Origin of the sequence: Saccharothrix sabaoui (genome assembly GCF_051756985.1) — a bacterium.
Classification (GTDB): Bacteria; Actinomycetota; Actinomycetes; order Mycobacteriales; family Pseudonocardiaceae; genus Actinosynnema.
In genome coordinates this window covers 1-18,025 of sequence record NZ_JBPKJK010000176.1, presented here as the reverse complement: position 1 = coordinate 18,025, position 18,025 = coordinate 1, and the positions used below count along the sequence as shown (strand labels likewise).

The 18,025-nt window shown below is 70.6% G+C and carries 18 protein-coding genes; 8 read left to right on the top strand and 10 right to left on the bottom strand.

Annotation, left to right across the window (positions count from 1 at the left end; genetic code table 11):
- Window positions 1–366 (bottom strand): alpha/beta fold hydrolase (locus ACR807_RS35435; protein ID WP_438925868.1); only part of this gene is annotated, 366 nt, incomplete at its 3' end.
- 426 nt (window positions 367–792) lie between these two features.
- A complete protein-coding gene (locus tag ACR807_RS35430) occupies window positions 793–1,341 on the bottom strand; it encodes a hypothetical protein (protein WP_438925867.1) in 549 nt (182 codons plus the stop codon).
- A gap of 657 nt (window positions 1,342–1,998) precedes the next feature.
- Between ACR807_RS35430 and ACR807_RS35425 the strand changes: the two genes are divergently transcribed.
- Window positions 1,999–2,175, top strand: coding sequence for a GlsB/YeaQ/YmgE family stress response membrane protein (locus ACR807_RS35425; protein ID WP_438925866.1), 177 nt, complete (start codon window positions 1,999–2,001; stop codon window positions 2,173–2,175).
- Between the two features lie 322 nt (window positions 2,176–2,497).
- Window positions 2,498–2,968 (top strand): ATP-binding protein, encoded by a 471-nt coding sequence (locus ACR807_RS35420; protein ID WP_438925865.1) that lies wholly within the window; start codon window positions 2,498–2,500, stop codon window positions 2,966–2,968.
- A gap of 381 nt (window positions 2,969–3,349) precedes the next feature.
- On the opposite strand, the gene ACR807_RS35415 is transcribed toward ACR807_RS35420, so the two are convergent.
- The 3 genes from ACR807_RS35415 to ACR807_RS35405 form a co-directional block, all read right to left on the bottom strand.
- Entirely contained in the window at window positions 3,350–4,420 is a 1,071-nt protein-coding gene (locus tag ACR807_RS35415; protein ID WP_438925864.1) for a SpoIIE family protein phosphatase, read from the bottom strand.
- Between the two features lie 181 nt (window positions 4,421–4,601).
- The gene (locus ACR807_RS35410) at window positions 4,602–6,095 is read right to left on the bottom strand and encodes an MFS transporter (protein ID WP_438925863.1); all 1,494 of its coding nucleotides are present in this window, start codon (window positions 6,093–6,095) and stop codon (window positions 4,602–4,604) included.
- A gap of 56 nt (window positions 6,096–6,151) precedes the next feature.
- On the bottom strand, window positions 6,152–7,048 hold the full coding sequence (locus ACR807_RS35405) for an ABC transporter substrate-binding protein (RefSeq protein WP_438925862.1): 897 nt from the start codon (window positions 7,046–7,048) through the stop codon (window positions 6,152–6,154).
- Between the two features lie 199 nt (window positions 7,049–7,247).
- Here ACR807_RS35405 and ACR807_RS35400 point away from each other — a divergent pair, with 199 nt between their 5' ends.
- Genes ACR807_RS35400 through ACR807_RS35385 form a run of 4 tightly spaced genes read left to right on the top strand, consistent with a single transcriptional unit; the run spans window position 7,248 to window position 12,320 of the window.
- Window positions 7,248–8,867, top strand: coding sequence for an ABC transporter substrate-binding protein (locus ACR807_RS35400; protein WP_438925861.1), 1,620 nt, complete (start codon window positions 7,248–7,250; stop codon window positions 8,865–8,867).
- The gene (locus tag ACR807_RS35395) at window positions 8,864–9,847 is read left to right on the top strand and encodes an ABC transporter permease (RefSeq protein ID WP_438925860.1); all 984 of its coding nucleotides are present in this window, start codon (window positions 8,864–8,866) and stop codon (window positions 9,845–9,847) included. The genes ACR807_RS35400 and ACR807_RS35395 overlap by 4 nt, the downstream gene beginning before the upstream one ends.
- On the top strand, window positions 9,844–10,707 hold the full coding sequence (locus tag ACR807_RS35390; RefSeq protein ID WP_438925859.1) for an ABC transporter permease: 864 nt from the start codon (window positions 9,844–9,846) through the stop codon (window positions 10,705–10,707). The genes ACR807_RS35395 and ACR807_RS35390 overlap by 4 nt, the downstream gene beginning before the upstream one ends.
- On the top strand, window positions 10,704–12,320 hold the full coding sequence (locus tag ACR807_RS35385) for a dipeptide ABC transporter ATP-binding protein (RefSeq protein ID WP_438925858.1): 1,617 nt from the start codon (window positions 10,704–10,706) through the stop codon (window positions 12,318–12,320). The genes ACR807_RS35390 and ACR807_RS35385 overlap by 4 nt, the downstream gene beginning before the upstream one ends.
- Window positions 12,321–12,373: 53 nt before the next feature.
- Here the strand turns inward: ACR807_RS35385 and ACR807_RS35380 are convergent, their stop codons facing one another.
- Both ACR807_RS35380 and ACR807_RS35375 read right to left on the bottom strand, forming a co-directional pair.
- Window positions 12,374–12,814 (bottom strand): hypothetical protein, encoded by a 441-nt coding sequence (locus ACR807_RS35380; protein ID WP_438925857.1) that lies wholly within the window; start codon window positions 12,812–12,814, stop codon window positions 12,374–12,376.
- 94 nt (window positions 12,815–12,908) lie between these two features.
- Window positions 12,909–13,262, bottom strand: a complete 354-nt coding sequence (locus ACR807_RS35375; protein ID WP_438925856.1) for a transposase — start codon at window positions 13,260–13,262, stop codon at window positions 12,909–12,911.
- 71 nt (window positions 13,263–13,333) lie between these two features.
- Here ACR807_RS35375 and ACR807_RS35370 point away from each other — a divergent pair, with 71 nt between their 5' ends.
- Complete coding sequence (locus ACR807_RS35370) at window positions 13,334–13,516, top strand: hypothetical protein (protein ID WP_438925855.1); 183 nt, start codon at window positions 13,334–13,336, stop codon at window positions 13,514–13,516.
- 293 nt (window positions 13,517–13,809) lie between these two features.
- On the opposite strand, the gene ACR807_RS35365 is transcribed toward ACR807_RS35370, so the two are convergent.
- Complete coding sequence (locus ACR807_RS35365; RefSeq protein ID WP_438925854.1) at window positions 13,810–14,187, bottom strand: STAS domain-containing protein; 378 nt, start codon at window positions 14,185–14,187, stop codon at window positions 13,810–13,812.
- Window positions 14,188–14,725: 538 nt separating this feature from the next.
- On the opposite strand from ACR807_RS35365, the gene ACR807_RS35360 reads away from it, so the two are divergent.
- Window positions 14,726–15,967 carry a serine/threonine-protein kinase gene (locus ACR807_RS35360; RefSeq protein WP_438925853.1) on the top strand — a complete coding sequence of 414 codons (1,242 nt, stop codon included), beginning with the start codon at window positions 14,726–14,728 and terminating at the stop codon, window positions 15,965–15,967.
- 463 nt (window positions 15,968–16,430) lie between these two features.
- Here the strand turns inward: ACR807_RS35360 and ACR807_RS35355 are convergent, their stop codons facing one another.
- On the bottom strand, window positions 16,431–17,390 hold the full coding sequence (locus ACR807_RS35355; protein WP_438925852.1) for a hypothetical protein: 960 nt from the start codon (window positions 17,388–17,390) through the stop codon (window positions 16,431–16,433).
- Window positions 17,387–17,956: a CBS domain-containing protein gene (locus tag ACR807_RS35350; RefSeq protein WP_438925851.1), complete on the bottom strand. Its 570-nt coding sequence runs from the start codon at window positions 17,954–17,956 to the stop codon at window positions 17,387–17,389. The genes ACR807_RS35355 and ACR807_RS35350 overlap by 4 nt, the downstream gene beginning before the upstream one ends.
- Window positions 17,957–18,025: the final 69 nt, after the last annotated feature.

Below are 18,025 nucleotides of genomic sequence, written 5' to 3'. Positions count from 1 at the left end.
GGGCGAGGGGCCGACCAGGACCAACGCGCCGAAGCGCGACGGGTCGGAGTTGGCGGCCAACACGCCGATCATCGCGCTCACCGAGTGCCCCACGAACACCACGTCGCGCAGGTCCAACTCTTCGAGGACCTCCAGCACGTCGGTGGCGTAGCCGTCCAACGACGAGTAGCGCTCGGGTTGCCACGCCGACCGATCCGAGCGCCCGGCGCCCACGTGGTCGAACAAGACCACCCGGTGATCGTCCGCGAACGCGGGGACCATCAGGCGCCACATGTTCTGGTCGCAGCCGAAGCCGTGCGAGAACACCACCGGTCGGCCGTCCGCCGGGCCCGACACGGTCACGTTGTTCCTGCTCAGCACGTCCATAGCGGCAGTATTCCACCACGACCTGAGCACGGCGACAATCGACACTCACCCGCCGACGTGTCCACAGCCGTGACCGTGGCATGGCGTTATTGAACCGAAAGTGCGTGCCCACCTCTCCTTGGGCAGTAAACTCGCCGGTCGGCGACTTGAAGCGCAGGCGAGCGGACACCTTCGAAGCAGCAACTGGTCGACGCATCAAACCCGCGACCTGCTTGGACACTGCCGGAATTCCGGTTGAGCTTCCCCGACCTGCCGGGCCCGTAGTTCTCGCCGGTTTCAAGAGCGGCGTCTACCACCACGTGGCCGGTTAGCAGCCGGAGGGACGGGTGCGCCGGTGGCACGCTTCGGCAAGGCCGACGTCGCATCGACGAGGTACTGTTCGGCCGGTGTCCGGGAAGCCGTGGACGCCGAGGTCCGCTCGATGTCTCAGCAGGTGCCGGTGTGGAGTTTGAGCACCAGGAGCTTGTGGCGGTACATGCGGCACAGGGCGACCATGAGGTGGACCTGTTCACCGGGGCCCAGGGCGTGCAGCCGCTCAACGAGGTTGTCGGGCTGCAGGTCGACGTCGGTGCCCAGACGCTGGTTGAGGATCTCCCGGGCCAGGTCGTATTCGCGGTCGCCGATGGCCAGCCGGTCGACGTCGCGCAGGTCGCAGTTGCCGGGCAGCGGGAACCGGACGAGTTCTTCGGGGTAGCGGGTCGCCATGAGCTGCACGGCGACGTTGACCAGGCGCGCCACCAGCGCCGCCGCCCGGTCGACGTCGTCGAGCATGACCACCAGCTCGTTCACCGTCACCGTGTCGGGCTCGAACGCCGGCGGCGCGTCGATGTCGACGTCGAGCCGGTGCAGGGCCAGTGTGATGTTGTCCAGCACGCGTTCGGGATCGACGAGCACCCGTTCGGGGCTGCCGCTCTCCACGCTGGCTCGCGGGTGCCACGGATCGAGGAACTCCCGCACCGCTGCCTCCCCGTACACGTCGGGATCGGGTACGGGTCGTCGGGAACGCGGAAACTGCTCCACCGCCCTGCCTCCTCATGTCGATCGCCACCGGGCCACCGCCGTGATGCCCGGCGACCGCACCTGCAGTATCCCCGCCGGTACACCCGCCGCGGACCGGCATCACGGACCAGGACCGCCGGCCGGCGGCGCGGTGCCGATCAAATCACCGACCTCGGCGAGCGCACGGCTGGGACGACATCCCGACTCTCCACGCTGCCGCGATCGCGTCCGCGTGGATGTCGGACCTCATCCGTACCAAGATCCGGATGTGGCGCCACCAGCACAGAAGTCGAGTGAGCGAACTCGCGGAAGACGAACACGCGCTGTCGCTCGACAGGGCCCGGAGGCACGGCACGTCGGAGGCTGCTTCTGTCCGAACCGGACCGCGCCTCCGGTGTTCGACGAGTTTGCGGTTGCCCGATCGAGCGAATTACGAGGAAAGATCCCGTTTTCGACGGCTTCGGCCCTCACCGATCACCACCACAGGTGTCAGATCGGTTCGGTATGGGCAACCCGGATTCGACAACGATCACGCCACGCCCCAGGAGTCTGCGTGGCACGACGACAAGGAAGCACCGTGGCATCCTTGGTTGGATCGTTCTGGGTCTCATCGCCGGCGGCATCGTCATCACCATGCCGCTCGGCATCGTCGGCGCCATCCTCGGCGACTTCAGCGGCCGCGCGATCTTCGGCTCCGACATCGGCAGCTTCTTCGACCTGAGCACCTGGCTGCCCGCCATCCTCGGCTCGGTCGCCGTACTCGCCGTCCACCACCTCGCCACCAGCCGGGGCCACCGCGCCCACGGCTGACACCGCAGCACCACGACATCGGGCCCGCCGGCGATCCACCGGCAGGCCCGGTGCTTGCCCTCACGTCGACGGCACCGCGACAACTCGACGCGTGCCGTCCGACAGATCGTGCACGGCCCACGATCACCGCGAACAGCCAGACCGCTTGGCGTGGCGACCCTCCGCATGTTCACCGTCCACCTGGCCCGATAGCCGATTCCACCCACTCTCTCTAGACCGAATGGCTTAACGGTGTATGAGCGGGAAGGGCTTTGGGCAACCCGGTCCGGTGACCGACGCCCATTCCGCCCGTGACCACCCTCCGGTGCCGACACCCCGCGACGTGGCCACCACGACCGGATCGCACGACGTGACGATCGCGCAAAACCAGCGCAACGTGGACGGCCGCATCGAAGGGGTGCGAACTACCGGCCAGGGGCAGGTCGACGTCTCCTTGGCCTGCGAGGACCTCGCCGAACTGCGCAAGCGCATCGGCGAAGCGCTGCACCTCCAGAACGAGGACTTCGTCCTCGACGTGCAGCTGGTGGCGACGGAGCTGGCGTCCAACGCCTGCGATCACGCCAAGGACCCCAGACACCTGTCACTACGTCGCGAGATCCACCCCGACCGCGGACCCGAACTCGTCATCGAAGCCCACGACGCAACCCCCGACCGCACCCCGGTCGTCGGGTCCTCCAGCATCAGCCTTCACCGCGGCAACGGCATGAAGATCATCCAAACGATCTGCAACGACTGGGGCGTGCGCCAAGGAACCGACCACAAGGTCGTCTGGGGCCGAATCCGCATGCCCTGACGAATCACGCCACCCGCCGATGCGATCTCCTCCCCCGCAGATGTGTCCGGCCACACCGTTGAACCGCGGAAGCGGGACGCGCCACCCGGGCATGGGCATTATGGTGCAGATCACACGATTGTCCATCGATGTCGTGGCGTCACCGCTCGGACGCGTCCCGACTTCGGGATCCATGTGGCCGACGGATGTCCGCTCACGGACTTCGCTCAACCCTGACGCGTCGGTAGGTGCAGTTATGCCGGAACGACCTGGGGTGCCGTTGGCTCAACATCCCCGGTCGTTCCGGCCCGGCCCACTGGATGGGCCTACCGTGCAGATGACGCGTCCTGACGGTGCACCCGCCTGCACCCCCGGTCGGAACAGCCTAGTCCACCAGTGCTGTCACATCGGATGGCGATGTATCTGACGAGGCGGCGGTAATCCGCGCACGGCGGCGGTGGTGTGGTCCCGGTCGGGGCGGAGGGTGAACACCTTGTCCGGCCTGGTCTCCTGCAGGGGGCACAGCACGACGCGTTGGCTGGCCGCCACCACGAACGCCACGCCACACCGCTGGGCGTGGACGGCGGCCTGGATCAGCAGCGCCACTCCCGCCGAGGCCAGGAGCTCCATTTCGGTCAGATCCAGCACCAGGTCGACGCAGGCGGCGGCCGTGTCGATCACGGCATGGGCGACCGTGGCCGTGATGTGGGCCTCGAAGTGGCCGGCCTTGCGGTCGAGCTTGTCGGACACCTCCGCCGGGTCGGGGAACTCCAGGGCGTAGGCGTGCAGGGCGCTGCGCAGCCGTCCCATGACGATGGCGGCGGGCACCCCGCTGCCGACCACGTCGCCGATGACCACGCCGATGCGCTCGTCGGGCGGTTCGAACACGTCGTACCAGTCGCCACCCACACCGTTCTCCGCGCCGGGCACGTAGCGGGCCGCGAACTCCCAGGCGGGGACGGTCGGCAGCAGACCGGGCAGCAGGCTGTTCTGCAGCAGGGTCGCCGTCGCCAACTCGGACCGCGAGCGATGCAGGTGTGCCGCCGTCGCCGGCCGGTCGGCGGGGAGCTGAAGCAGGTCGATGTCCTCTTCGGAGGTGAGCGTGCGGCTGTCGAAGTCGTGCTCGACGCGCCCGACCCGGCAGTTGCGCCGGGCCTCGACGCGCGGCGCGGGGCCGGGACCCGGCTCCCGCCGCGCGGTCCACCGGTCGAGCCCGCCGGCGCCGGCGCGCAGCACCGCCCTGCTGTGCGCTACGACGATCCGTCGGCCCGCGTCGACCTCGACGCGGTCGTGCCGGCTCAACCGCACGACACCGCCGTCCGCGCCCCGGCTGCGTGGCCGGGGCGGGCCGAGCGGGGAGCTGAGCGAGCCTCCGGGCAGTTCCAGGACCCGTTCCAGCTCGGTGAGGGCGCACAGCGAGCCGGGCCGCTCGGGGCGGCGTCGACCGGACTGCCACAGGCTCAGCGTCGGCACGCTCACCGGTGTGCCGCACTGGACCAGCCGGTGCCGCACCCGCTCCAGTGACAGCCCGCCGGCGTCGATGGCGGCGCGCAGCGCGGCGGCGAACGGCCCGTCCGCCGACAGCCTGACCAGGTCGGTCCGGCTGTCGGCGGGGCCTGTCGTGCACCGGAAGCAAGAAGGTGTGTTCGCAGTGTCAACGGCGTCCGGATCTTGACAACCCCTTGCGCTCCCGGCCGTCCACCGCCGCGCGGGCGCGGGTCTGCCGGCGCAGGTCCGTGACCGCGACGGCGAGCGCGGCGGCCAGGAACAGGCAGGCGACCGCGGTGGCCCGGTCGAGCGCGACGCCGTGCAGCGCGTCCGGCGCGTCGATCAGCGTGAAGCCCGCGCCGTAGATCGTCGAGTAGTACGCCGTCGACGCGGTCGCGACGCCCACGCTGTTGCTGATGCGCTGGCCGAGCTGACCGAGGGCGCCGGCGGCGCTGCCCTGCGCGGCCGGGACGTCCACGAGCGTCATGGAGTGGTTGGGGGAGACCACCAGGCCGGCACCGAGGCCCTGCACGAGTTGCAGCACCGGGATGCCGGCCAGCACGGCTGTCGTCGACAGGTCGCCGTGCAGCAGTGCCAGGGTGCCCAGCGCGCCCGCCAGCACGAGCAGCATCCCCGTCGCGGTCAGCACCCGGCCGAGCCGGGCCACGTACCGGCCGCCGAGCCAGGCGCCCAGCACGGACGTGGCCGACGACGGCAGCACCACCAGACCCGCCAGGAACGGCGTGACGCCGCGGGCTTCCTGCAGGTGCAGGGTCAGCGCGAGCGCGATGCCCGGTCCGGCGGCGAACCAGGTCAGGGACACGAGCACGCCGTTGCGGAACGAGGCGATGCGCAGCAGGGCCGGGTCGACCACGCCGGAGCGGCCGGCGGCGGCGCGGCGGCGCGCCCGCGCGGCGAACAGCGCGGCGAGCGCGACCGCCGGCACCAGGGCGAGCCAGCGGGCGTCGACGTCGTCGGGGCGGCCGGTGGTGAGGATGAACGGCGTCAGCAGGGCCACCAGCGCGAGGCTGCCCAGCCCCAGGCCGGCCACGTCGACGTCCGGTCGCCGTCGCTCGTGCGGGGCCTGCCCGGCGGTGGGCAGCAGGACGTGCGCGGCGACCAGGAGGGCGAGGGCCACGGGGACGTTCATCACGAACACGCCCCGCCAGCCGAGCAGCGGCGTGGTGACCAGCAGGCCGCCCAGGCTCGGGCCCAGCGCGGTGGCGAGGCTGACGCACATGCCGTAGACGCCGAACGCCCTGCCGCGCTCCGGGCCGGGGAACAACTGCTGGACGATGCCCATCAGCTGCGGCATGAGCAGCCCGGCGGCGACCCCGAGCAGGGCGCGGCCGGCGATGACGTACCCGGTGTGCGGGGCGACGGCGCACAGCACGCTCGCGGCGAGGTAGAGGCAGGTGCCGGCGTGGGTGAGGGTGAGCCGCCTGCCGGCGTCGCCGAAGCGGCCCGCGGGGACCAGGGTGACGGCGAAGCAGACGACGTAGGCGGCCTGGATGAGCTGGATGCCGGCCGGGCCGGGGCGCAGGGCCCGTTCGATGGCCGGGACGGCGATGGACACCTTGTGGATGTCGAGCAGGAGGAAGCCGGCGGTGGTGCCGCACAGCAGCAGCACGGCCCGGCGGTTGGCGGCGGTGGTGGGCATGGCGGGACCACGCGTCGGCGGCGCGCCTCGTGCCGCGCCGCCGTGCGCCGGCGTCCTCAGACCTCCTGGAGGATCTTGCTGGAGTCGACGAGCGCGCCGAACTCGCTGCCCGCGTCGATCAGGCCCCAGCTGGCGATCCAGTCCAGGGTGCGGTTGAAGTGGTCCTCCGGGTACGGGCCGGGGTGGACGTAGCGCAGCCGGGCCGTCTTGAAGTCCTCGGGCGAGAGCTCGGCGATCGGCGCGGCCTGCGCGATGAAATGCTTGAGGTGGGGGCGGATGTCCTCGTGGATCTTGTCCACGCCCCGGGCGACGGCCTGGTTGATCCTGGTGAACGTCTCCGCGTCGAGGCTGTCGTTGGCGACCTCGGCGCCGTAGTAGTGGGCCTCGGCGAGCACCTTGTAGCCCTGCTTCTCGGCGACCGTGATCCACGGCTCCATCACCGCGACGGCGTCGATGTCGCCGTCGCGCAGGGCCTCGAACCGCTCCTTGCCCTTGATGCCGACGAGCTTGATGTCGGCGCGCGGCAGGAAGCCCTCCAGGGTCTGGAGCACCAGGTAGTGCGAGCCGTGGTGGAAGTTGACGCCCACCCGCACGCCGGCCAGGTCGCCCGGCACGTTGTGGGGCGAGTCGGGGCGGACGATGATCGCCTGGCTGGCGACCGCGGCCCGGCGGGCCACGACCCTGCCGTTGACCTGGCTGTCCTGCGACCGGCGCAGCTGGCCCCACTCGCAGGCGTTGTAGAGCTGCGACGCGCCCGCCTCGAACAACTTGAAGCTGCTGAACGAGGAGACCTTGCGCGGGTCCTCGATGAACCGCAGGCCGGTCTCGTCGGCGGGCCGGTGGCGGATCAGCTCGACGTCGAGCCCTTCGTCGGCGAAGTAGCCCTCCTCCTCCGCCACGTAGTAGGGCAGGTAGAAGACGGCGCTCGTCGCCTCGATCTTGATCTTCGACATGCGGGTTCCCCAAAGACTCATATTAGAAGTTCTACGGTAGACGTCCACAAACCCTAAGTTGTTGCGCCGCTTCAACGTAGAAGTTTCACATAGCGAGACGCTATCCACTACGGGCGACGACAGCTCTAACGTCTGGCCCACGCGCCGCCGGCGGACGACGCACACGATCCCGAGACAACACGAAAGTGGGTCACCAACGATGAAGCGCCACCCCCACGCCCCGAGCGGACGCGGCCGGCCACCCGGACGCCTCACAACGGCCCTGGCCCTGCTGGTGTCGGCCGGCCTGGCGCTCTCCGGCTGCGCCGCCACCGGCGGCACCGCGACCGCGAGCGGCGCCCCCGTCAAGGGCGGCGTGCTGAAGTACCGGGCGGCCGGCGGCGGCAAGTCCATCGACCCCGCCACCACCACCGGCTACGGCCTGGCCGTGCCGCTGCGCGGCCTGGTCGACTCCCTGGTGTTCAACAACCAGGACGGCACGTTCGCGCCCTGGCTGGCCACGAAGTGGGAGGTCAACGACAACGCCACCCGCTACTCCTTCACGCTCCGCCAAGGCGTGACCTTCAGCAACGGCGAGGTGCTCGACTCCACCGCGGTGCGGCTGAGCTACCAGGCGCTGCGCGACGGCGGCGCGAAGTACGCCGTGGCCAACCAGTGGATCGGCGCACTCGAACGCATCACCACCCCCGACCCCACCACCGTGGTGTTCGAACTGGCCAAACCCAACTCCTCGTTCCTCCAGGCGGTGTCCGGCACCGTGCTGGGCATCGTCGCACCGGCCACGGCCGCGCTCCCCTTCGAAAAGCGCCAGGAAGGTCTGGGCATCATCGGCTCCGGCCCGTTCGTGGCCGAGGAGAGCAGGGGCGAGGAGGGCTACACCCTCGTCCGCCGCGACGACTACTCCTGGGCACCCGAACCCGCCGCGAACCGCGGCGCGGCGTACCTCGACAAGATCGAGGTCCACAACATCCAGGACAACAGCATCGCCGCGGCCGAACTGCGCTCCGGCGGCCTCGACCTGCTGCACAACACCGAACCCGCCGACAAGACCGAGTTCGCGAACAGCACGGAGATCACCATCCGGCGCGAGCCGCTGCCCGGTTCCGCGCTCGGCTTCGCGGCCAACACCGAGGTACCCGGCCTGGACGACGCGCGGGTGCGGCGCGCCCTGGCGCTGGCCGTCGACCGCGACGCCGTGCTCAAGCGCGCCTCCGCGATCGACATCGCACCCAAGAGCGCCTACACCGCCAGCAACCCCTACTTCACCGACCAGTCCGCCAAGATCCGGACGGACGTGGCCGAAGCCGAGCGGCTGCTGGACGAGGCCGGCTGGCGACGCGGCCCGGACGGCGTCCGGACCAAGAACGGCACCCGCCTGTCCTTCCAGCTCGTCTACAGCCCGTCGACGATCTCGCACGAGCCGAACATCGCCGTGGTGCAGTCGCAGTGGAAGGACATCGGCGTCGAACTGAAGTTCGGCAGCCTCACCCAGGCCGAGCTGAACCAACGCCTCCAGTCCGGCGACTACTCCTTCTCCTGGGGCTCGGGCACCCGCCCCGACGCCGACGTGCTGCGCTCCACCTACGGCGGCGTGGACGAGGAACTGGACGCCCTCTTCGGCCGGATCCTGGCCGAACCGGACATCGCCGCACGCAAGGCGCTGGCCGCGCAGGCCTCGGAGATCGTGCTGGACAAGGCCTACTACATCCCGCTCTACGACTTCATCCAACCGCTCGCCCACCGCAACAGCACGCACCTGCCCCTGTTCGAGGCCACCCACGTCCCGTGGCTGGGCGACGCCTGGGTGGACCAGCCGTGACCCGCGACCTCGCCCGGACCGCGGCGGCCAAACTCACGCACGCCGCCGCGGTGGTCCTCGCGGCCTACTCCGCGTCGTTCTTCCTGCTGTTCGTGCTGCCCGGCGACGCCGTGCTGGCCCGCATCGGCACCACCGACACCATCGGTTCGGCCGACCTCGCCGGGCTCGACCTGGACCTGCTGCGCGACGAGGTCGGCCTGTCCGACAGCCTCTGGACCCAATACGTCGACGGGGTGACCGGCCTGCTGCGCGGCGACCTGGGCCACTCGCTGGTCACCGAGCAGCCCGTCACCCGGCTCATCGGCGAGGTGCTGCCCAACACCCTCGCGCTGGCCGCCGCGTCGCTGGCCCTCTCGGTGCCGCTGGGCTTCGCGCTGGCCGTGCTCGCGGTCACCCCGCGCTCGCGGGCGATCCGCTCACTGGCCTCGCTGACACCGTCGGCCTACGTGAGCCTGCCGGTGTTCTGGGTCGGCATCCTGTTCATCTACCTCTTCTCCCTCACCCTGGGCTGGTTCCCGTCCAACGGCAGCCGGGGAATCGCCTCCCTGGTGCTGCCCACCGCGGTGCTGGCGCTGCTCGGCGCCGCGCAGTTCGCCCAGGTGCTCATCAGCGGCCTGCGCACCGAACTGGGCACCACCTACGCCGCGGTCACCGCACCCGCCAAGGGCGCGAGCCGCTTCCACACCGTCTACCGGCACTGCCTGCGCAACGCCGCGTTCCCGTTCCTGGCGGTGTTCGGGCTGCGGGTCGGACAACTGCTCGGCGGCACCGTGGTGGTCGAGGTGGTGTTCTCCCGCGTCGGGCTCGGCCGGTTGATGGTCGACTCGGTCAAGGCGGTCGACCTGACCGTCGTGCTGGGCCTGGTGGTCGTGCTGGCGGTCGCCTACGTCGTGGTCAACGCCCTGGTCGACATCGGCTACGTGCTGCTCGACCCCCGCCTGCGCCGCCGTGCGGCACCCACCCAGGAGGTCCGGGCGTGACCGACACCCTCACCGCCCCCACCACCGGCGTCCCCTCACCACCCGTCCCCGCGCACCGGCGACGCCGCCCGCGCCCGCGCGAACTGCACGTCCACCTCACGCTCCTCGCCCTCCTCGTGCTCATCGCCGCCTTCCCCGGCCTGGTCACCTCGCACGACCCGTACGAGCTGGACGGGCTGCCGTTCACCCCACCGGGCGGCGAGTTCTGGTTCGGCACCGACGAGATCGGCCGTGACCTGTTCTCCCGAGTGGTGCACGGCCTGCGGATCTCGCTGTTCTCCGCGCTGCTCGCCGTCACCGTGGCGCTGGTCGTCGGCCTGGTCGTCGGCGTGCTGTCCGGGTTGCGGCCCGGCAGCCCGCTCGACCGCGCCCTCGGCATCCTCACCGAGGCGGTCATGGCCATCCCGGCCGTGCTGCTGGCCCTCGCGGTGATCACCACCTACGGGCGCGGCGCGTTCGTCGCGGCGGTCGCCATCGGCATCGGCGAGGCCACCGGGTTCGCCCGGCTCATCCGCGGCTGCGTGATCCGCGCCGGCACGCTGACCTACGTCGAGGCGGCCCGCACGTGCGGCGCGGGTCCACTGCGGGTGATCACCCGGCACGTCGTCCCGAGCATCTACCCGCCGGTGCTGTCCTACACCGCGCTGCACTTCGGCCTGGCCATGCTGGCCATCGGCTCGCTGAGCTACCTCGGCTTCGGCGAGGCCCCGCCGTCGGCCGAGTGGGGCGTGTTGATCGCCGGCGGCCAGAAGTACCTGGCGCACGCCTGGTGGGTCGCCATCATCCCCGGCCTGGCGCTGACCGCCGTGGTCGTGCTGCTCAGCCGCACCGCCCACCTGCTCCAGGAGGACCACGCATGACACCGTTCGTCCGGATCACCGACCTCACCGTCGCCTACCGGCACGCGCACGACGGCACGTCGGGCACCGCGCTGGACTCGATCTCCCTGGACGTCCCCCGCGGCCGGGTGACCGCGGTCATCGGCGAATCCGGCTCCGGCAAGAGCACGCTCGCGCACGCCGTCGTGCGGCTGCTGCCGCGCAACGGCCGCGTCGTCGACGGTCGGGTCGAGTTCGCCGGCGAGGACATCGCCCAACGCGGCGACAAGGAGTTCCGCGCGTTGCGCGGACGGCACATCGGGTTCGTGCCGCAGGACCCGATCGCCTCGCTCAACCCGACCAGGACCATCGGCGCGCAACTGCGCGAGGCGTTCACGCTGGCCCACTCCCCGCTCTCCCCCGCGCAGATCGACCAGCGGGTCCACCAGGACCTGCTCGACCTGGGCTTCCCCGACCCGGACACCCTGGCGGCGCGCTACCCCCACGAACTGTCCGGCGGGATGCGCCAGCGGGTACTGGTGGCCATCGCGTTCTCACAACGACCCGAACTGGTCATCGCGGACGAACCGACCAGCGCGCTGGACGTGCTGGTCGGCCAGGAGGTGCTGCGCGCCATCCACACCGCCCGCGCCAAGCACGGCACCACGGTCGTGCTCATCACCCACGACCTCGTCCTGGCCAGCCGCAACGCCCAGGACGTCGTGGTGCTCGACCGCGGCAGGGTGGTCGAGACCGGCCCCGTCGACGAGGTCTTCGCCGACCCCCGGCACGCCTACACCCGCACCCTGCTGGCCAGCTCCGCCCGGGTGACGCGAGGACGCGTGCTCAGCATCGCCGAGTCCTACACCCGGCGGCCCGCCCGGACACCGGAAGGCGAGCCCACCGCGCCCGCGGTCGAACTGCTCTCGGTGTCCAAGCGGTTCGGCACCGCGAAGCACGGCACGCAGGCCGTCGACGACATCTCCCTCACCGTGCCCAGCGGCACGACGTTCGCGCTGGTCGGCGAATCCGGCTCGGGCAAGACCACCACCAGCAGGCTCATCCTCGGCCTGGAACGCCCGGACCGGGGCGTGGTGCGGGTGCTCGGCCGCGACGTCCCCGAACTGCGCCGCGACGGACTGCGCGCACTGCGCCGGGACATGCAGGTCGTCTACCAGAGCCCGTTCGAGTCGCTCAACCCCCGCCTCCCCGTGCACGGCATCATCGCCGAACCACTGGACGCCTACCGGATCGGCTCCCGCACCGAGCGCGCCACCCGCGTCCGCGAACTGCTCGACCTGGTGCACCTCCCCCAGTCCTACGCCGACCGCAAACCAAGGGAACTGTCAGGCGGCCAACGGCAACGCGTGGCCATCGCCCGCGCGCTGGCACTGCGCCCCCGACTGCTGGTCCTCGACGAACCGGTCTCCGCCCTCGATGCCACCGTCCAAGCACACGTGCTGGACCTGCTCGTCGAACTCCAACGGGAACTGGACCTGACCTACTTCCTGGTCACCCACGACCTGGCCGTGGTCGCCGACATCGCACGGCACGTGGCGGTCATGCGCGCCGGACGCATCGTCGAGCACGGCCCCACCCCCCAGGTCGTCCTGGCACCGCGGCACGACTACACGCAGGCGCTGCTGACCGTGTGACCCGGCCGCGCCGACCGTACGCCCCCGTCCGACCAGCCAGGCGCCCCCGCCGGTCAGGCGACCCCGGCCCGGACGACCGCGCGGATGTCCACGTCCAACACCGTCGACACGGCGGGCAGCACCCGACACCCCGCCCGGTACTGCTCCAGCAGCAACTCGACGTCCGGCTCGTCCAGACCGTCCACCACCACCTCGACCAGCACCCGACCGACCTTGAGCCGATTCGGGGTATAGCGCGACGTGCGCGCCCGGACGTGCACCGCCCGCGTGCCCGGGTCGTCCGCGTCGGGGTCGCCGTCGGCGCGCAACACGTTCAACAGGTTGACGACGAGGGCCGAGACCAACAGGTCCAACGGACCGGGCGCCTTCCCGGGACCACCCGAGGCGACCGACCCGTCCGCGAGCAGCTCGAACGCCGGACCGCGCACGGCGAAGCGCCCGCCCACGTCCGTCGTGCAGCCGGTGATGGCGCTGATGTAGTCGTACCCGGTCATCTGCCCTCCCACGAACGCCAGGTGGCGGGTCCAGTGTGCGCCACCCACGCGGACGGAACAGAGCCGTACCGCTATCTGGACACTGTGGACGGGATCACCGCTTGGCCAGCTCGGCGGCGAAGATCACGGACGCCTTCTTCAACACCTCGATCTCCTCCTGCATCGACCCGATCCGCTCGTGCGCGGCGTCCAGCTCGGCCTCCAGCTCGGCGATGCGCGCCAGCAACCGCTCCCGGGGCGCCTGCCGCAACCGGGCCGCCTCACCGGCGCTGAACATGCCGTCGTCCAGCCGCTTCACCCAGATCCGCAGGGACTGCTCGCCGACCTCGAACTCCTCGGCCACCTCGCGCAGGACGGACCGGTTGCCCGGCTCCGCCTGGCGGCGCTCGACAACCCGGCGGACAGCGGCGGCACGCACCTCGTCGCTGTACTTCCGCTCGAACGCCATGTCCGCCCTTCCGTCATCACCGTCTCCACACAGCGTAACGACTGCGGAGCACCGGCCGGACCATGACGCGCGTGGCCGACGACCGCCCGGCCACAACGCGAGCATCGCCGCGGCGCCTCGTTGACGACCTTGCCCGGATCATGATCACGGCCTACTCGACTACGAGCAGCCACATGCCGGGAACCCCGCATGAGCGCCTTGCTGTCCCGAACGCGAAGGACAAGGTCACGGTGATCGTGCGCCATGAGCGCTGAACTCACGACGAGAAATAATTTTGTCCACACTGAAGGTATAGAGATACTTATCAAATACCGATAGTGGTCAGGCTCCGGGTCGCAGGGTTGGTGGTGACGCCTCGCGGGTCGAGTACGCGGACCGGACCGCGGATCAGCCCGCGCCAGCGGCCTTGTGAGGACATAGACGCCAACGACATTCACACGGTCCCGCCGTCCCGGTCGCATGCCGGAACCGCGCATCCCGTCGACACACGCTCGCGGGATGGCGAACGCCTGGTTCCACATGCGGCGCACAGCCGGGTTGCGGCCGGCTACGCGGCCGACCGGGCAAGGTCGAGGGCCTCGTGCAGTGTCGGGCGGACCCGCAGCACGTCGACGGTTCCGGTGATCTGCAACGTCCTGAGCACCGGACGTCGACCGGCGGCCACGGCGAAGCCGACACCCAACCGAGTCGCGCGATCGCGCGCCTCCAGCATCGCCGTCACGCCCAGCGAGCCGAAGAACTCCACGCCTTCCAGGTCGACCACCACCCCGACGGGCCGCCGGTCCAACCGGGCGGCCAACTCCGCGCTGATCACCTCGACGCTGCCGTGGTCCACCTCGCCGGCCACGCTGGTGATCAACACGCCGTCCTGCTCGGTGTGCGCGATGTCGACCCACGGGCCGATATCGGTGAGTCGGTCGTCCACGCGCGGGACCACCCTTCGCCTCGTGACGGCGGAACCGCTCGTCCGGGCACGCTGTTGAACCCGGGGGACGTTCCGCGAACAGCCCGCGACGTCACCGGGCACCCCTACGGTACGGCGTGGTTCGGTAAAATCTCAACCTGAAAGTCGATCCGCCGCCTGGCCGGATTGTCGCGACACCCGCAAGGTGCGGTGACGTCATCGACTTTGTGAGGAAATAATGAGTAGATGAACAGTCGTGAACCTTGCTCATCCTGGACGTGGGCGGTGTCGGGACCGTAGAACACGAGCGGCAGTCGCATCAAAGTGACACACCGGATATTCCCACGTCCCGGGCTCGTGGCTCAACGCAGTCGCGTCGATTTCACCCGATCGTTGCCTTGCAGTGGATGCGGCAGGTATGCATATCACCCATGGTCGACTGGTGACGCGGACAACGCGGACCGGGTTTTCGAATCACCGACCAGCGACTCGTTCGCGGTAGCCGGCGACGGGAAATCCGGAAATATTTCATTTTCAGCCGACCAGGAAGGCGTGGTGGGTGTCCCAGCTTCAGGATGATCTGCTGGCCGGCCGTTACAAGCTGGCCGGAGCGTTGGGTTTCGGCGGTATGGCGGAGGTGTACCGGGCATGGGACACCGTGCTGTGCCGCGATGTCGCGGTCAAGCTGTTCCAGCCGAACGCCGACCTCGACGACCGGCGTCGGTTCGACAACGAGGCCCGCACGCTGGCCCGGCTGTCGCACCCCGGCCTGGTGTCGGTCCACGACACCGGTGGCAGTGACCGCGGCGCGTTCCTCGTGCTGCAACTGGTCGACGGGCGCACGCTGCGCCACCGCATCGCCCGGGGACCGCTGGCGGTCGAGGAGGTGCGCCGACTGGGCGCCCGGTTGTCCGGGGCGCTGGCGTACGTGCACGACCGGGGTGTGGTGCACCGGGACGTCAAGCCGTCGAACATCCTGCTCGACCGCGCGGGCGAGCCCTACCTGGCCGATTTCGGGCTGGCCCACCTGACCGGCGCCACCCGGTTCACCCGCACCGGCCAGATGGTGGGCACCGCCGCCTACCTGGCGCCTGAGCAGGTCCGCGGCACCGAGGTCGGCCCCGCCGCCGACGTCTACGCCCTCGGACTGGTGCTGCTGGAATGCCTGACCGGCCGACGCGAGTACCCGGGCGGCGATGTCGAGGCCGCCGTCGCCCGGCTCCACCGCCCACCGGACGTTCCCCGCGACCTGCCCGCGGACCTGGTGCGCCTGCTGACGCTGATGACCTCCCTGTCACCCCGCCGCCGCCCGACCGCCCACGACTGCGCCCGCGCACTGACCGGGCACACAGCTCCCGCCATCGAAGTCAAGCCCGACGACGCCCACGGGCGGAGCGCACCGACGCCCCCATCGGTACTCCGGTCGCCCGTGAAGACCCCGAAGAAGACGCTGACGGCCGCCGCGGGCTTGGTGGGTGCCGTCTGCATCGCCTGGACCATGTCATCGAGCACCTCCCCGGCGACCTCCGCACCGAACGGATCCGCCCCGCAGATTCCCGCCACGACCTCGTCCCCGAGCCCAACTCCGAGTTCCACCACAGCACCTGTCGTCGGTTCGACCACCGGGACCAGCACCGGGACCCCCGAGGTTCCGGGCGAGCAGCGAACCGACGATCCCGTCGTCCAACAATCATCCGCACCGGCGCAACAAGGACGGCGGCAGCCGGAGCAGGTGAAGGAGCAGCCGCCAAACCAGGCAAAAGACAAGGACGCGGGCAAGGACAAGAAGACCAAGCCATGAACCGCCGGCACCGACGCACACGCCTCGAATCGGCCAACGCAACCTTCGATTACCCGGAAATCTTCTAAACCGTCAACGCCGCCCCGGCCAGCCCCGGCCACAGCCCCGTCGTCACCGCCTGGCGGCTGCCCACCGGCCATTCGTACGGCAGGCGAATCCGTCATGCGGCGGTCGGACGGATTCGGGCCGCCGCCGTCACGACGGCGCGCTACGCACGTCGTGGGCAGGTCCCCCCGCCTGAGGAGTTGCTCGAACTGCAGCCGCGCGACCGCGCCCAACGACAGGAACCGTCCTGGCACGAGCGCACCCGCACAAGCACCGACGGCCTTCCAGGACTACCCCGATCAGCAGGACATCCCGCGCCTGCGTCCCTGGCGAGCCGCCGGCTGATACAGCAACGACCAACATTCCCGACAGAGGTCAAGCCGACAGCCTCGCCCGGAGGGTGCGATCCACACCGCGGCTACCTGAGCCACACCACCAGCAGTCCACTCACGACGAGCAGGATCCATGCGAGCACGCTCAACGAAACCGACGGCAGGGCCCGCACCTCCGAGCGATCCGCGGGCTCGGGCAACAGCGGCGTGTCGAGCGGGATGTTGCGGTACCAGAACTGGTTCAACCGCTGCCATTGTTCGTCGCCCTCCACACCGAGGACGGTGAGCAACTCATTGCGGTAGAGGTCGAACGCGACGCGCACCTGGTCGCCGTAGAGACGCGCCGGTGCCAGCGCGCCGCGGTAGGTGGCCCAGGCGACCGCGGCCGCGCCCCAGTAGCAGGTGAGGAACAGCCAGGTCGGCCCGCCGGTGACCGCGAGCCACCCTCCCGCCGCCACGGCGAAGAACGCGGCGTGGGCGGAGACCGTCACCTGGAACTCGACTTCCGCGCGGGCGGCGACCAACGAGGCCGTGAGCCTGTCCGGGAGCAAGGGGAACAAGCGCGGCCAGGTCAGGACGGCGTCCGCGCCGTACCGTTCGGACGGGTAGCTCTCCGCGGAACGCAGGATGTTGCCCAGCCGGGTCGGCAGGACGTCAGCGGGATCAGCCGGGTAGTCCGCCGCGCCGCGTTCGAAGCCGAGCCGACGCGCGCGCCTGCGGTGCCGGTGGGTGCCGGGCAGCACCAGCACGCGCCCCAACCGGCCCGGCCAGAGACCCTCGCAACACCGGATGAGCGATTGCGCCCGTCCTGAGACGAGGGCGGCGAGCAGCACGGCGACGACCACGACACCGGTGCCCGCCAGCGCTTTGACCGTGCCGTCGAGCGTGTTCCACGTGCGCAGGGCCTTGGCCGGATCGGTCAGCGTGCTCACGACCACCGCCCCGAGCGCGCCGAGGGTGATCAGGGTCGGCAGCAGCGCGTTGAGCAGGAAGCGCCGGTCGAACAGACCGGTGGTCTCCCGCACCACGTCGGTGAGCACGGTCATCCGCCCAGTTCGAGGTCGTGCGGCTCCCGATCGGGGTTGGCGCACGAGGGTGGCCTGCGTGGGTTCCAGTGCTCCAACGCGTTGCGGTAGCCGCACCGCGCGCAGGCGACGCGCGCGGCGGCGAGCCGCACTCGGCCGGGCAGCGCCCCGTCGGCCGAGGCACCGGCCGGGCCCATCTCGTTGCCGGACAGCAGGTGCTCACCGGAGGCGAGGTAGTCCGACACCCGCGCGACCGGGAGCGTCCCCACCGGTGTGCCGCCCCGCACCAGCACCAGCAGGGTGATCCCGAGCAGCAGCAAGCTGATCGACGGGGAATCGGCGAGTTCCGCGAAGGTCTGGTCCGCGTCGATCTCGACCGCGGGCGGCAGCGCCGGCCACGAAGCCAGCGTGTCCGCGTCGGCGTCGGCCAACTCGGGGGCGGACACGGTACCCAGCACGGCACCGTGGTCGTCGACCACCACTCCGACACCCCTCAGCACAGCACGTGCCTCGGCCGGGGTCAGCTCGGCTGCCAGGATGGTGAACTCGTGGTCGCCGTGGTCGACGACCCGATCCCAGGGCTTCACCGCCAGTCCCCGATCAGCACGAAACCGGCCCAGTAGTAGGGATGGGCATACAGCCTCCTGGTGTAGTCG